This window comes from Enterobacter cloacae complex sp. S2 (genome assembly GCF_015159675.1).
In the GTDB taxonomy this organism is placed as follows: Bacteria; Pseudomonadota; Gammaproteobacteria; order Enterobacterales; family Enterobacteriaceae; genus Enterobacter; species Enterobacter intestinihominis.
The window spans coordinates 1-15730 of the sequence record NZ_JADDTS010000043.1 but is presented as its reverse complement, the minus strand read 5'-3'; the positions used below and the strand labels follow the sequence as shown (position 1 = coordinate 15730).

The 15730-nt window shown below is 53.5% G+C and carries 11 protein-coding genes and 1 pseudogene; all 12 read right to left on the bottom strand.

From position 1 onward, the window contains the following. The coding region (locus tag IPZ49_RS19530) for a hypothetical protein (RefSeq protein WP_193762865.1) at nucleotides 1-985 on the bottom strand (985 nt) is incomplete at its 3' end. A 1-nt stretch (nucleotide 986) separates the two neighbouring features. After that, nucleotides 987-1583, bottom strand: a pseudogene (locus tag IPZ49_RS19525) (DUF2345 domain-containing protein); the annotation flags it as partial. Next, nucleotides 1549-1809, bottom strand: a complete 261-nt coding sequence (locus IPZ49_RS19520; protein ID WP_072026010.1) for a PAAR domain-containing protein — start codon at nucleotides 1807-1809, stop codon at nucleotides 1549-1551. The pseudogene IPZ49_RS19525 and the gene IPZ49_RS19520, both read right to left, overlap by 35 nt. Continuing rightward, nucleotides 1810-3741 carry a DUF3274 domain-containing protein gene (locus IPZ49_RS19515; protein ID WP_063413165.1) on the bottom strand — a complete coding sequence of 644 codons (1932 nt, stop codon included), beginning with the start codon at nucleotides 3739-3741 and terminating at the stop codon, nucleotides 1810-1812. A gap of 253 nt (nucleotides 3742-3994) precedes the next feature. Further along, complete coding sequence (locus IPZ49_RS19510) at nucleotides 3995-6487, bottom strand: type VI secretion system Vgr family protein (protein WP_063932760.1); 2493 nt, start codon at nucleotides 6485-6487, stop codon at nucleotides 3995-3997. Then, nucleotides 6484-9129: a type VI secretion system ATPase TssH gene (gene tssH / locus IPZ49_RS19505; protein ID WP_193762864.1), complete on the bottom strand. Its 2646-nt coding sequence runs from the start codon at nucleotides 9127-9129 to the stop codon at nucleotides 6484-6486. Before tssH ends, IPZ49_RS19510 begins: the two co-directional genes overlap by 4 nt. 173 nt (nucleotides 9130-9302) lie before the next feature. Then, nucleotides 9303-9794, bottom strand: a complete 492-nt coding sequence (gene hcp, locus IPZ49_RS19500) for a type VI secretion system effector Hcp (protein WP_009653685.1) — start codon at nucleotides 9792-9794, stop codon at nucleotides 9303-9305. 5 nt (nucleotides 9795-9799) lie between these two features. Continuing rightward, nucleotides 9800-11506 (bottom strand): OmpA family protein, encoded by a 1707-nt coding sequence (locus IPZ49_RS19495; RefSeq protein ID WP_033486880.1) that lies wholly within the window; start codon nucleotides 11504-11506, stop codon nucleotides 9800-9802. Further along, the gene (tssL, locus tag IPZ49_RS19490) at nucleotides 11503-12192 is read right to left on the bottom strand and encodes a type VI secretion system protein TssL, short form (protein WP_015570416.1); all 690 of its coding nucleotides are present in this window, start codon (nucleotides 12190-12192) and stop codon (nucleotides 11503-11505) included. The genes IPZ49_RS19495 and tssL overlap by 4 nt, the downstream gene beginning before the upstream one ends. Beyond that, nucleotides 12189-13529 (bottom strand): type VI secretion system baseplate subunit TssK, encoded by a 1341-nt coding sequence (gene tssK, locus IPZ49_RS19485; RefSeq protein ID WP_015570415.1) that lies wholly within the window; start codon nucleotides 13527-13529, stop codon nucleotides 12189-12191. Before tssK ends, tssL begins: the two co-directional genes overlap by 4 nt. 15 nt (nucleotides 13530-13544) lie before the next feature. Beyond that, nucleotides 13545-15080 carry a type VI secretion system contractile sheath large subunit gene (gene tssC, locus IPZ49_RS19480; protein WP_063932807.1) on the bottom strand — a complete coding sequence of 512 codons (1536 nt, stop codon included), beginning with the start codon at nucleotides 15078-15080 and terminating at the stop codon, nucleotides 13545-13547. A gap of 40 nt (nucleotides 15081-15120) precedes the next feature. Next, a complete protein-coding gene (gene tssB, locus IPZ49_RS19475) occupies nucleotides 15121-15612 on the bottom strand; it encodes a type VI secretion system contractile sheath small subunit (protein ID WP_003856899.1) in 492 nt (163 codons plus the stop codon). Between the last annotated feature and the right edge of the window lie 118 nt (nucleotides 15613-15730).

The following is a 15730-nucleotide window of genomic DNA, read 5'->3' as shown; positions in this document are numbered from 1 at the left end:
CTTTAATATTTTTATTACATTGATATTTAACATCAATACTTGACGTTGAAAGCTTCGGAAATTTAATTCCATCTTTATAAACTTCATCTTCAATCCTAATCTGGATTTCAGACAATTCGTTTGCCATTAAATTCCTTTCCTCATGTGTTTTCGGTGGCGTTAATGTTCTGAGATAGTCGAATATATGAAATCTAGGTCCATACTCGTTTGCATAGGGCATTTTTTTTCTTATTAGTTCTTCTTTCACTAACTCATCAATTTTTTTCTGCCAGTCATCATAAACACTGATTAAATTGCCGTCAGAAAACCTTAATTTATTCACTGAGCTAAGGTCATTGAGACCTGTAGGGCGAGAATAGCTATCCTCCGTTTTAGACTCATCCCTTAGATAAACACCATCATTAGCCACTACTACTTTAAGCTGACTAAAACGTTCTGGGGTGCTGTATTCCATAGCTACAATTTTATATATAAATGTGTTCCCATGATCTGCTGAAAAGAAGAAAAACACAGGGCAACCTGTTTCTGACCTTCCACTACCACAATATTGTCTGGTAGATGCGCCAGGGAATGCCAGATAACCATTATCCGCCCCATTAATAATAGAGCCTTGATAAGCCGCAATATTATTTCCCCGGCGATATGAGAAATCATAAAAATCGTTATCCCATCCCAGGTGTGTTTTTATTCCCCGCAGAGAGTCATTGTAATAAACCTGTCCACCCTTATCACAGGATATGTAGTTTTCCAGCGTCAGGTATCGATTTTTATCTATGCGATAAATAATTTGAGCCGGAGCATCTGTTTCAACTTTTCGTGACTCTTCTACCTTCTGAGAACCGCTCATTCCTCCCAGACCCACCCCAAAACTGGCTCCCATACTGGCTCCTGCCAGGAACTGTAAGCCTTTATAAATGGCATACAGGAGTACACCAATAATGGCTATAATTGTGAGGACTTTCCTGTCTGACTGATTCCATCTCATCTTAATTCGCCTTAACTAAGCTGATAATCATATTGTCGATAACATCAGAAGAATTGAGTGACGTTGCTCCAGAAGCATCTGTAATACCGGAAACAACAGAACCATCTGGCATGGTGATTTTGTACGCTTTACCTGGTATAGGTTCTTTTGTCAGCGCATTTCTGATGACAAATTTCTCATCAAACGTAGAAGGTTCAAACGACTTCATCACCCCCTGCATACTGCCCGTGCCCGCTTTCCTGATGCCCGTGTTCTTAATCAGCAGTTTACCCGGACCACCAATCTCAACATTTCCGCCGTTGATTTTGATGTAGCCACCACCACAAATCAGCGTCAGCTCGTCCTGTGCCGTGACAACCATTTTCCTGCCGCTTGAAACATGCGTATCCTGCGTGGACCATGTGGTGATGTTTCCGCCCTGCGCCTGAATATCAATATCGTTTTGCGAGCTGAACAGTTTTGCCCCTTCACGGCTGTACAGGCTGAGTTGTTTACCGGCCGCCAGCGTAAAGTCCTTCTGCGCACCAACATCCAGTTGTTTACCCGCTGTCAGCGTAAGATTATCACTGACTGATAGCTGCATAACTTGCAATGACACTCGCACCACACTGCGTCTTGCAGCCATGCAATATAATTCCACGCCCGTTTTCTTCATACGCAGAAACATCGCATTCAATAATTTTATTCATACCGTGTTCCGGGCAACTGACGGTATCATTCAAAAGTGCGGCATTTTTACCGGCTATATCGAAACTGGATGAGGCTGATGTAACTTTACCATCATGCGTAGTGGCATCCCCTAAAACAACGACGTATCTACTCATTTAATAACCATACTCCTTTGCCTTTTCTCGAATAATTTCCTCGATACCCGTTTCCCGACTTATCATTGAAGGTTCATTAATTCTTTCAACAACCCCAGTGTTCATATAAGGGTCTGCGCCAGTGGTCCAATCAGCAAGATATCGGAGCGTTGAAAGAAATTCTTTATCCCATGTAGCATCGCAGTAACCTATCGGTAAATCATAAGCTACTACTCTGGTCATAAATTCCTTGTTTCCGGGCAGTGTGCTGTGATCTGTTGGTTGAGAAACATAAGTTCGTAACCTTTTATCTTTTTCTTCGAAAGTTTCCTTCCTTGTTATCTCTTGCACATAACCACTTGGAAGTTCCTTATAGCCGATTACAACATCTTGGTTTGGATATAAATTGACATAGTTATTATATGTATTGTCATTTTTCTTTCCAGTTTTAGGGGCTATCTCACCCCACCCATCCTGTTGTTTTGAGCCATGCTCTTTACCTACTCTGGTTTCGTCAAATTCGGCCAGCTCACTGGGATTAATAGGCTCAGGGACTTTCTCTGCATTTACAAACACTGTTTGCCATTTTGGAGGGTCAGGATATGTAATGCTACTACTTTGATATTTATCACCATCATCATCCCAAAATGGTTTTCCATCAGGTAAAGTACCAAATGGTGTCTGCTTATCAGGATAAGAACCGCATGGCGTATTCCTGGCCAACATCCTCTGGTACAAATTATTTTTAAATTTCACAATTAATGGATGTGGATTACCATTTTTATCATTAGGTAGCCCTTGCCACCCTATCGAGCGAAGCGGTAATGACCCCATAACTCGGTCATGAGGGCAAAAATAAATATACGTTCTGCCATGATTATCACGCTCTTGTATTTTTCCAGCCCGTATTACATTCTCACCTTCAGGCTTCCAATTCGTTTTATCAGTAAACTTGCCTACACATAACCCTTTATAACCCACAGAAGACAGATGCGTGGATTGCTTTGCAATTTTTTCAATTATTGATGATAATGTATTTTCGCGTCCGCTTGGAGAAATTCTCTCTTTCTGAGGAATTGAAAGCTCATTAAGCTGGCTATTATGCATTGCATAAGGGGAGTTTAATATAAAAAGAGTATCTGGCCCTTTTTTTGCTAATGCGACTGCGGCTAGCGAAATCATTGTCCCTTGGCTATGAGAGATAATACTAACCGTATCATTTGGATATTTATCCCGGATAAGGTCTAAAAGATCTGCTAATCTCTTAGCTGCATGTGAATAGTATTTTCTTGGTGGAGCATTTGTTAAAAGTCTATCTTTATCTTCATTGAGATACTGAAGTTTTGCTCCAGAGATTCCCGCCAGATTCTCATCGAATCCATAGTCACTCCAAAGCGAGTGTAAGTTATTCGTGCCATTTTGGAATGGGCCACCTCCCCATATATATGGCCCTTTTTTTTGAATGTCATCTTGTTTTATACCTGTTCTTTTCATTTCATGATAATCTTCACCATCCGCATTAGCTAACGGGATAATATATTTATCCTCTTCCCCCCTCACAGAAGAATACCCCCAATAGAATCGAATGATTGGAGAGCGCTCAGAATTTTCAATAAGTTTTCTACGAGCTAAAGGTGAAGGTGACGAGTTACTTTTCCCTTCCTCCTTCTCACAATCTGTACTATATTTGTTCGACTTCAATTCAAATTGAGAACCATTGAGCCCTAACCTGTCATTTAATCCTTTGCAGAGAGACTCTTCCGCATTTTGATACCATTCACCTGTTGAGTTAACCCCATGGACGAGTATTATCAAACCAGGGAGATGAGGAGGTAAATCACATCCTCCGCGGACCTTTATATTTTTATGAGAAGGGCATGAACGCCATGAAGGTTTTCCATTGTCGTCATACTTTAACTCTAAAGCCCTGGTTGTATCTGTTTTTTCACTCATTAGAAGCATCCTTTTTTATCTATTAGACAAGCCGCCACTTATCTTATTACTGGGACACCATGTGATTGGAGGATATATATAATTAAATATGATAAAACCACACACATACACCACTTGCCTGCTTTTTTCCACCCACCATCAATAGGTTTATGCAAAAAGCCAATAAAAATATATAAGATGCTACCAATTACAAGAGAATATAAACACATTATAAAGAGTATTAATCCTAACATATGTATTCCATTAATATTATTTAACGACCAGTAAGTGTTATTATCATATCATCTATCAAATCCGAAGAATTAAGCGTCGTTGCCCCCTGCGCGTCTGTTATACCAGTGACAACTGACCCGTTTGGCATAGTTATTTTATAGGCTTTTCCTGGAAGCGGCTCTTGGGTTAATGCATTTCTGATAACAAATTTCTCATCAAACGTAGAAGGTTCAAACGACTTCATCACCCCCTGCATACTGCCCGTGCCCGCTTTCCTGACGCCCGTGTTCTTAATCAGCAGTTTACCCGGACCACCAATCTCAACATTCCCACCGCTGATTTTGATGTAGCCGCCTCCGCATATCAGCGTCAGCTCGTCCTGTGCTGTAATGACCATTTTCCTGCCGCTTGAAACATGCGTATCCTGCGTGGACCACGTGGTGATGTTTCCGCCCTGCGCCTGAATATCAATGTCGTTTTGCGAGCTGAACAGTTTTGCCCCTTCACGGCTGTACAGGCTGAGTTGCTTACCGGCCGCCAGCGTAAAGTCATTCTGCGCACCAACATCCAGCTGTTTACCCGCTGTCAGTGTCATATTATCACTGGCTGATAGCTGCATATCTTCGCCGCTCACCAGTGCCATGCCTTTTGGCGCACTGCCCAGAATCACCTCTTCATGCAGTTGTTCAATTTTCTGCTTCAGGAGTTTTTGCTGACGGCCAACATCGGCAGCCAGAGCCTGAGCCTGCTGTGCGCAGGCAGCAAGGGATTCCATTTCCACTAATGCTGCTGAAAGCCGTGCGAGTGCAGGCTCCATATCAAGGACCTGGCCCTGCGCCTTCGCCTGGCCGTCAGCACTAATAAAAATCCCTTTCTGCGCCCGGATGGCGCCCCAGTTGTCGGTTCTGAGCTCAAACCCCTCACCGCGCTTCTGCCTGTCGCTGTCGACCAGATGGCCGAGATTCAGCTGGCTCTTGCCGCCGTACTCCGTGCTGACCTTGATATGCTCTTTCCCGCGCTCGTCGTCGAGGCGGATTTTGTTGTTCGCCGGCGTGCGCAGCACGTTGCGTCTGTAGTTGCGGATGGTGACGTGGTCGCCATGCGCCGAGTCGTGCAGCACACCGGCAATGTACGGCCGGTCCGGGTTGCCGTCCTCAAAACCAATCGCCACCTCGGTGCCTGCCAGCAGCGGCAGGTGCAGGCCGTAGGTGTCACCCGCATACGGGCGGGACTGACGGACCCACAGACTCTCGAACCCGGTCTCCCAGTTCTCACGGTCAAACAGCATATTGACGCGGTAGCGGCCGTCTTTATCGATATGCCCGTAGGTGTCATTTTCAGTGGTACTGGTGACGCGGGCCGGTAAGGTACCGGCCATCACCGGACGTGAACCAGGCTCAGGGCGGAAACTGAAATCAGTGCTGTCCGGGATACCGTCAAACCTGACGCAAAAGTCCGCATCACGCTGCGCATGGCTGTGCATCGCCGTGACAACCACGCCCTGCGCAAACACTTCTGCCACTTCGTACCCGCCGGTGACTTTCAGCAGCATACCCGGAGAGAGCTCCGGACAACTGGTGAAGGCAACGGTCTGCGTCTGGTCATTCAGGTAGCGCTCATGACGGATGCGGGCGTAAAACGCCCCGGACTCCGCAGCCGGGTTGCGGTCATACGCGCTGCCCGGCGTCAGGTAGTTATCCGCCCAGTGATAGGCCTCACCGTACGTGGTGACATCCCCGCGGGTCGCATCAACCAGGGTGTTCATGTCCTCCGTGGCCTGACGGTAGTTGTAATCGCGGGTGCTGACCTCCTTCTGGACCACCTTATGACGGCTCTCCATCTCCCACACCGAGTCCACACCCTGCGAGTGCTGCCCTGACGGCGGCACCGACGGCAGCGTCAGGCCTTTCTCATATCCCTGCCGGCTGTCGTAAAACTCCACCACGTCAATGTTGAGGCGCGTGTCGGTGGTGAAGCGGAACCAGATACCGACCTCACCCAGCAGGCGGGTGATAAAGTGCAGGTCGTCCTCAGCGTACTGCATCACCTGCTCACGGCGCGGATACTCTTTACTCAGTGAGAACAGGAAGTCCTGGCCGCGCATGCCGTGGCGCTCGCGCAGGATTTTCTCCACAATCTGCGGGACGGACATGTCCTGGTAGACGGCGTTCTGGTGCGAACGGCTGAGCAGGGCCAGACGCGGCTCAAGCGTCACTGCGTAACGGGTTTCATCCTTTGAGGTACCCAGACGTTCAAAACCCGTGACCACGCCCTGAATCACCCGCACCGGCTGCTGTATTTTGATGCCGTACCCCTGGTCTACCGGGGCCTGAAGCGTCAGGGAAGCCGCTTTCATCAGCATCATCTCTTTGCTGATGGCATGGTCCGTACTGGTGAATTCAGTACGGTAGCTGAACGGCGTGCTCAGGGCTTCATCACCCTCAAACGCCAGTACATCAAGCCCTGCATCGCAGCCCTTCACCGACAGCAGGTGATGGCTGTGGCTGAATCGTAAGGGAAGATTACTGCTCATGCATGCTCACCTTCTGTCCGGTCAAACTCGAGCACTATGCCCTCTCCCTCATCCCAGCCCAGCGTCAGGGTATGCGGCTTCTGCCCCGCTGCCATATGGCTCAGCAGCTGCTGGCTCAGCACCGGCAGAATCTGCTGGTTCAGCAGGCTGTCGACATTACGGGCCCCGGTGTCCGGCAGCAGGCAGGCATCGGTCAGCGCGTCGTACAGGCTTTCGTGGATATCGGTCTTCATACCGTAGTGACGGTTGAGGCGTCTGCTCACCTGATTCAGCTTCATCTCCACAATGGTACGCATGGCTTCTGCATTCAGCGGACGGTAAATCACCGTCTGGAAGCGCGCCAGCAGCGCGGGCTGGAAGTGGTCCCGCAGGACAGGACGCAGCAGTTCATGCAGGTCCGGCTCTGTCGCCTCCGGCTGCTCCTGCAGCATCTGCATGATGAGGTCGCTGCCGAGGTTGGAGGTCATCAGAATCACCGTGTTACGGAAGTCAATTTCCCGCCCCTCGCCGTCGCGCATGAAGCCTCGGTCAAACACCTGATAGAACAGGTTCATCACGTCCTGGTGCGCCTTTTCCACTTCATCCAGCACCACCACGCTGTACGGGCGCTTACGGACGGCTTCGGTCAGAATGCCGCCCTGACCGTAACCCACGTAGCCCGGAGGTGAGCCCTTAAGCTGCGAAACGGTGTGTGGCTCCTGGTATTCCGAAAGGTTGATGGTGATAAGGGACTTCTCGCCGCCGAATAGTTCATCGGCCAGCGCCAGTGCGGTTTCGGTCTTGCCGGTGCCGCTCGGCCCCACAAGCAGGAACACGCCCTGCGGGCCGTTCTCAGGCGCCAGACCGGTTTTGCTGGCGCGCAGGCGTTGCGCAATGGCATTCAGCGCACTGTCCTGACCGACAACGCGTTTCGCCAGACTGTGCTCAAGGCTCAGCAGTTCCGTCTGCTCGTCCTTCATCAGGGAAGAGAGCGGTACGCCCGTCCAGTCGGCGATAACGGTGGCGACGGTACGCGCGTCCACATCCAGCCCCAGCAGCGGGGTATTCTGCTGCACGGCAGTAAGCTGCATCTGAAGGTCCGCAATCTCCCCCTGACGGGAGATATCCGTGCGGCAGGCAAGCAGTTCTTCCGTCAGTTTCAGCTCCTGGCCGTACTGGGCTTCCCGTTCGTCGAGCTGCAAAATGATGGCGACCTCTTCCTCTCCGATGGCGGTCAGACGTTCGCCGTGAGCGGTATTACCCACTACGATATCCTCCAGCAGCGCCTGCTTCTCCATAGCCAGTGCCGTGAGCTGCGCCTTCATGCGGGTCAGCGGCTCCGGTACCGTATCCAGGCTCATGCGAATACGGGCAGAGGCGGTATCCAGCAAATCCACCGCCTTGTCCGGCAGCTGGCGTCCGGTCAGATAGCGTCTGGAGAGCGTGACGGCGGCTTTAACCGCTTCATCGGTAATATGCACGCCATGATGCTCCGCGTAGCGTGACTTGAGTCCGCGCAGCATCAGGCAGGTGGTGTCGTCGTCCGGTTCGTCCACCTTCACCATCTGGAAGCGACGCTCCAGCGCGGCGTCGCGCTCAAAGTACTGTTTGTACTCACTCCAGGTGGTGGCGGCGATGGTTCTGAGCTCACCGCGGGCGAGCGCCGGTTTCAGCAGGTTGGCCGCATCGGCGCCGCCCGCCTGGTTGCCCGCGCCGATAATGGTGTGCGCCTCGTCAATAAAGAGCAGAACCGGCAGGGGTGACTGCTGCACCGCGTCGATGATGTTTTTCAGGCGCTGCTCGAATTCCCCCTTCACACCCGCCCCGGCCTGTAACAGGCCGAGGTCAAGGGTGCGTACCGCGACCGGCTTCAGCGCGTCCGGCACATTGCCCTCATGAATGCGCAGCGCCAGTCCCTCCACGAGCGCGGTCTTGCCGACTCCCGGTTCGCCGACCAGAATCGGGTTGTTCTTGCGGCGCCGGGAAAGAATGTCCACCATCTGGCGGATTTCATTGTCGCGGCCATAGACCGGGTCGATTCTGCCCTCACGGGCGCGGGCGGTGACGTCGAGGGTGAACCTGTCCAGCGCATTCTGCAACGCCGGGTTCAGCTCTCCTGTTATATCCGCATTCACCGGACGGCCGACAAACTCCACCTCATCACCCTGCGTAAGCTCCGCTTCCTGCTGCACCTCCGGGCGTTCATCCGACTGCGCATCCAGAAGTCCACGCAGGCGCTCAAGCTGGCTCTGCGCCAGCGTCAGCAGCGGCCACAGGCCGTCGCAGCGCAGCAGTTTCGGTTTTTCCACCAGCGCCATCAGGAGGTGAATGCTGCGGATATGCTCTTCCCCCGCCAGCGAGGCGTGCAGCCAGGCGTCCTGCATAAGGGACTGCACGCCCTCCGAAAGCTGCGGACGGCTGCGCACTGACCGTGGCAGGCTGTCCAGAAAACCCAGCATATCCTGCCATATCGTATCCATATCCCATTCGTAGCGCCGCGCCAGCACCGTCAGGTCGCCCTCACCCTGCTCCAGCAGTTTCAGCAGCCAGTGCTCAGGCAGTATTTCCGCATGGGCGCGGGTCTGGCACAGGGAAGCGGCCCCTTCCATTGCGCGGGCACAGTAAGGGTTAAGACGGCGTAACAGGATGGCTGGATTTTCCATGAGACTCTCTCTTTATCAGTTCCGGACACGCTACCGCCCGTCGCTGTTCCCTGTTATTCAGGAACCCAAAGCGCATCAGGTCGGGCAGGCAGATTGTGTTTTTCTTTGCTGACCACCCGTCAGTGCAGGCGCTCAGCAAAAAAAGCAGACGGCTGACCGTCTGCTCAGGGCTCTTACGCAGTGGCGCGTTCGTTCCAGGAATCGGAATGAATGATGTTGCCGTCCTTGTAGGTCCAGGTGATTTTTTCGTAGCGCAGTTCAATCTGCTCGAGGTGGTTGTGCTTCTCGAAAGCCGGGTCCTTGATGTCATGCATCTTCGGATTCACTTTCACCAGCTTCACGTTCTCAAGCTTCGTGTTGAAGTACTCCACTTCCTGGCCTGCGTCATTGATTCTGTACCATTTGAACTCAGCCGATTTCAGGGTCTGGCCGGTCGTCACCGCCTTGTACAGGTACGGGCTGGAGGAGTCGATTTCCTTGGTGAACAGGAAAGGCGTGTGGATACGGGTGCCGGTCAGCTTGCCGGTATTGTTATCGGTCGGGATGTACAGGTTGTGCTCCTGGGCCACCACTTCGATACTGCCTTCACGATCCTGAACGTCCACGGACCCTTTGATGTCCGCGCCGCCGTCGTCCTTCAGCCACAGATAGACTGGAATTGCCATGTTAATTACTCCGTTACATTGTTATCAGCGCCATCATCCTGCGATGACGCATGGGTCGTGCCCGGCGCCTGACAGGCATTCGCCTGTGGCACCAGACTGATTTCGACACGGCGGTTGAGCGCACGCCCTTCCGGGGTGTCGTTGGTGGCGACAGGACGGCTTTCACCATAGCCCTGCACCGCAAAACAGCTTTCCGGCACGTCGCCGGTATCCCGCATCCAGTTGCGTACCGACTCCGCGCGCTTAAGCGACAGCACCTGGTTGGACTGGTCATCCCCGGTGCTGTCGGTATGGCCCGCCACCACAATCAGCCAGCCGGGCTTCGCCTTGATCCCCACCAGTGAGTTCACCAGCAGCTTTGTTGAGGCGGGTTTAAGCGCCCACTTTCCGGTATCGAACAGCGACATGCTGTCGAGGCGGATGATTTTCGGTACCGGTTTGAGTTCCGGCTCAGGCGGCGGAGGCGGAGGCACATAAGAGCGAATCGTATTCAGCACTGGCATACGCAGACGTCCGCCCTGATACAGACCTAGACTCAGCCGGGCCGGTACGCCGTTACGTGCATGGTCGTCCAGCAATGCCGCATCCTCGCGCAGCACGGCAACGGCGTCAGCTTTCGGCCCGGAGTCATTCATCGGTATACGTTCATAGCGTGCAATATCGAAGCTCACGCGTTGCAGCAGCTGGCGATTATTCCAGCCACTGCTGAGTAGCGCAGCAATGGCTGCCAGCGTGAAGATTCCGAGCGCACCGCGCCAGGTTCGTCCATGCGGTGTCAGGCCTCGTCCTTCTGGCAGTAAAGGGAGGACAAAATTCGGGAACAGGGAAATAACCGTACTGTCCGTTCCCGCCGGCTGCCAGCCAGACACCTGCTGCATCGCAGTATGGCGGGACAACCACGCTGTCCAGATAGAGGTGGCCATGCTTCCGGCCAGGATCGGACCCAATCCCCACAGAACCGCAACAGGTTCAATGACAGGAATATCGGGGTTTTCATCCATAAGGACAGCCTGGACGTGCTGTTGGAACCAGCTCATCAGGCTGTTCATCAGCACCTGTTGCTGCATCGCAGGCGTTCCGCCAGTATTAACCCATTCAGCAACTGAGCCAGGCGCTGAAGTCCCACTCCAGACCTTTACCCCTTCCCCCAGGATCGCCGTCTGCCAGAGCATGTCATTCATCATCGCACTGCCGACCTGTCCATTCAGAACCAGTGGCACAGAATGGCCGGTTGCTTTACGCAACCGGCTAATCTGCCAGCGCAGGGCAAGCAAACGACTGGTAAGGCGCTCACTGTCAGGGTGCTGCTGCGGACAAACACTGACCATCACTGACAGCTGACGTCCCCAGTCGGGGCGCAACCACAGTACCTGACGGGCGGCCAGCTCCAGTTCCAGATGATCCTCCACACGGATCCAGCAGCCCTGCGTGACAGTAAGCACAGGTGACTGATGCGGCCAGGCAAGCGGCAGATCGCCACAGACCAGTACCACGGGCTGACAATAATTGGCTTCAGGCAGGTCCTCCAGACACAGGGTGAAATCGTGCTGCACGCGACGGCAGGCGACAGCCCAGAACGCTATGATGAGTCCCAGTACCGCCAGCAGGACGAGAATGGAAACCAGACGGGATGCTGGCAGAAACCACAGGCAGACCACTGCACTCAGCAGGGCAGCCCAGAGCGCAAGCCCGCGCTGTTGTGCAGGGCTCATTTCACGGCTCCCGGCAGCAGGGTAAGCAGTGTCTGATCCAGCCAGCAATCCAGTCCCCACCATAATGCGGTGACCACCACCACACTCAGGCCAATGCGCATAGGCCATGATGCCAGCCACCCCCCTATCCCCCGTCCGGCATGGCTTTCCGCCAGAACGGGATGGGGTTGTGAATAGCTGAACGGCGCAACATATTCATTCAGTGCATTCATGAGTTTCTGCCGCTCAGGATCGTTCAGGGAGCGGAAGTTGCCGAGGAATCCGAGCATCATGACTCGCTGGAAGCAGGTCACAACGGCGTGGTCAGGAGCCGGTTCACGCAGCACATCACGCATCCGATCGCATAACGTGTCACCGGCGTCCATGGTGCCAAGGAAATATCCCTGTAGGGGAATGTCATACCACTGTATACAGGCGTCATCCTCCACACCGCGACCTTTGACTGCCTCATCAAGCAGCGCACACTGTGCCGTAAGAATATGCTGGCAGCTGGCCTCATCGAGTTCGCTCGCTTTCAGTTCTCGCTGCACACGCCCGACATCGTCGATGCAGCGCTCCCAAAGCGTACGCCCTTCCCCGTCCTGGAATGTCGGGCCGTGACGCAGACTGATCACCTGTAGCCAGGTGTCCTGTAACAGGGCATCAATATCAATGAACGCGGCAGTAGCGCGTTTACGATCATTCATGTTCTCAGTACCGCAAAGAGTTCAAGTTCAGGCTCGGCGAGCATTCCCGGAACGTAAAACATACAGGTGCCGCTCTGGAACATTTCGATGGCCAGGGGATGAGAGACATCAAGGCTGAAATACTGATTTTCCAGGCGTAGTGGAATGGCTGCCGGCACATGGCGCAGCGGCATCAGAGGGACGCCCACCCGCGATGAATTGACGATACTCCTGACATGATCGGGACTGCCGACCTTGCACTGGCGCGGGAACTGCTCCTGCAATTGTGCCACCGGCATCGGTGAACGCACGGAGAGGTAATAATCAGCTCCTTCGCGCAGACGTGGATCATGCAGACGGGCCTGCCAGAAGTGAAGCCGGTCATCATGCTCAAGCTCAATTGCCACCACCCGCGATGGCAGGCTGGCTTCCAGAAGATCGCCAAGTAAATCAAACAGCGGCGGGAAGACGTTATTCAGCTGCTCATGCTGCCATGCCGGGATCGCACTGACCTGATGCTCCAGCGAGAATGTCAACAGGCTGCCTGCAAGCCTTGCCAGCTCCGGATAGAGACGCTCAGGCGGGCTTTGCGGGTGGCGCTGAAACTGACCCAGCACGGGCTCAGCACTGTTCAGGGCATTGAGCAGCCAGAACAATGAAACATCGGCTACGGCAAAATCCGCCATGCGCTCATTACTTTCCCGGCGCATGTCCATCAGGCGGCCCAGACGGGCGCGCAGTTGCGTCAACAGTTGCTCCAGCTGGGTCATCAGCCAGCGACTGCCCAGTAACGCCAACAGCGGCGGAAGGTATGTCTCATCAAGTGCCCAGTTCCCCTGCGAATCTTGTTGCAGGCGGGCAACCGGACAGGTCAGGTAATCGCTGTTGTTCTGATGGGCAAATCGCAACGTCAGCTCTGGCCGCATCACTGCAATCTGGCGGGTATCATCGCCAAAAAGGTTGCGGACATCCCGCCAGCGCTGGCGATAGCGAACAGGACGCGCGGCCACCTCATCGGGCTTAAGGCAGTTGCCACCATTCGCGCGCAGCAGCGGAAGAGCCAGAACCACCACCACGTCCTGTGTTTCACTCTCAAGCGCCAGCACCGGTGGCAGGTCGTCAGCATTGTCCGTATCGATTAATGTCCCGTCAGGGAACCGGAGGTGCAGATGACGGGCCTGTAGACGGCCCAACTTCAATACATCCGGTTCGAAAGTGGCATTAATCACCCCCCAGGGATGGGAGAGACCCAGTCGGGCGATACATTCCGCAGACCAGGCCGCATAGGCGGCCTGTTGCTGGAAGTGCTGGGGAGAGACCATCTGGCCCCTGCCCCATAACGGTTGTTCCGTTTTCATGCTTCCTGCCTTACGTTACGCTTTCGCTTTCGGCATCTGGCTCACCAGAGACAGGTTCACATCCATGCCTTCCACCTGGAAGTGCGGCACCGCAAACAGCTTCACGCGGAAGAAACCCGGGTTGTCTTCGATATCTTCCACCACCACCTTCGCGTCACGCAGCGGATGAGAAGCCTGCAACTCATCGCCCGGATCGGTCATTTCCGTCACCAGACTACGCACCCAGGTGTTGAGCTCCAGCTCCAGCAGACGGCGGTCCTTGGTGGTGCCGATGTTTTCGCGCTGGATGAGCTTCAGGTAGTGCGCAATACGCGACAGCAGGAAGATGTACGGCAGACGTGCGTTGATGCGGCTGTTGGCCGTGGCATCTGCGGTGTCGTACAGCGCCGGTTTCTGCGCGGAGTTCGCCGAGAAGAAGCAGGCATAGTCGCGGTTTTTGTAATACGAGAGCGGGATAAAGCCGAGGTTGGCGAACTCGAACTCGCGGGTCTCCGGGATCATCACCTCAGACGGGATTTTCACCTGGTTGCCGGTACCCAGATCGTACAGATGAATAGGCAGGTCTTTCACCGCCCCGCCCGCCTGCGGGCCACGGATCTGCACGCACCAGCCGTTATTGATGAAGCTCTTCACCATGTTTGTCGCAAAGGAGAACGACGCGCTGGTCCACAGGTATTTCTCGTGATCCGGGCCTTTCACCTGCTCAACGTAGTTAAAGCTGCGTACAGGTACGGTGTCCGGGCCATACGGCAGACGCCCCAGCACGCGCGGCATCACGAGGCCGATGTAGCGGGCGTCGTCGGTGTCGCGGAAGGATTTCCACTTAATGTACTCGGCGCGGTCGAAGTAGTTGCCGATATCCTTAATTGCAGCGACCTCTTCCATGGAGTCTTTCAGGAAGAATTTCGGACCGACAGAGCCAATAAACGGCATATGTGCGGCAGCTGACACTTTAGAGATGTTGCGCAGCAGCGCCACATCCTGCGGGCTGGCGTCAAATTCATAGGATGAAATCACGGAGCCAATCGGCTCGCCGCCCGGGGTGTCGTATTCGGCGGTATAGGTGTGCCAGTAGAGGCCGCTCTGGATAAGTTCCGGCGCGTCTTCAAAGTCCTGACGCAGATCTTCTTTCGACACATCCAGAATTTCGGTTTTCACGTTCTGGCGGTAGTCGGTGCTGTCCACCAGCTGCTTCAGGCCGCGCCACAGGGACTCCACCTTCTGGAACTCCTGGTGATGCATTACGGCATCCAGCTGACGACTAATCTGGAAATCCAGCTCAGCGATATGGTGGTCAATCAGCGTTTTGTCGAGCTTCTCCACCGGCTGACCGGATTTGCGGATGCAGTCCATAAACACCTGCATCGCCGCCGTCAGGCGTTCACCCGCCGGAGCGTCAGAAAGCGCGGCGTCATCCAGAAACGCATTGATATCCCCCAGGCTGGAGGCCGGGGTCAGGTTGATTTTTTCAAACAGGGAGGCGTAAACGCCCTCTTTTTCCAGTACGGTGGTCTGCCCCTGCGCGGAGGCGGTTTCAGTATTCACAGACATCAGCATATTCCCGGTTAATCCATTAAATTACACATGCCGCTTATTTCGGGGCCAGTGCACTCATTTCGTCGCGTAATTCCTGAGACAGCGCCGGGTCTTTAAGAATTTTCTCGAGTTCTTTTCTGAAAGTGGCGTTATCAAGGAGATTGGATTTGAGGTCGCGTAATAAATTACGCATGGCCAGCATGGCGCGGAGCTGGGGGATCTGGCGGGCAACCTGTTCAGGTTCGAAATCCTTAATATCGGAGAAATTCAGTTTTATGCTTTCTTCCGAACCATCCCCGGCCATTGTGTTAGGAACCGTCAGATTCACTTCCGGGTTAAATTCCGAAAGTACGCTGTTGAAGTTATTTTTATTGACGTTAATTTTCTCCCTTTCCGATAATGGGCGATTCTCTTTTCCATTACTGAAATCACCGACGGTGAGGAGTTTAAGCGGCAGTTCGATTTTCTTCTGCGCGCCACCTGTATGCAGAGCCAGCTTTAAGTTTATGCGTGCCTTGGGCACCTCATTCTGGAATGAATCGGCCATAGCAGTCCCTTTCTTTAAAAGAAATAAATGTTAAGTGAGTGACGTTTCTTTACAAAACCATATTAGAGCAAAAGCTCATTTAAAATCAACTTATCAGATCAAAGATCTACCATTAGAC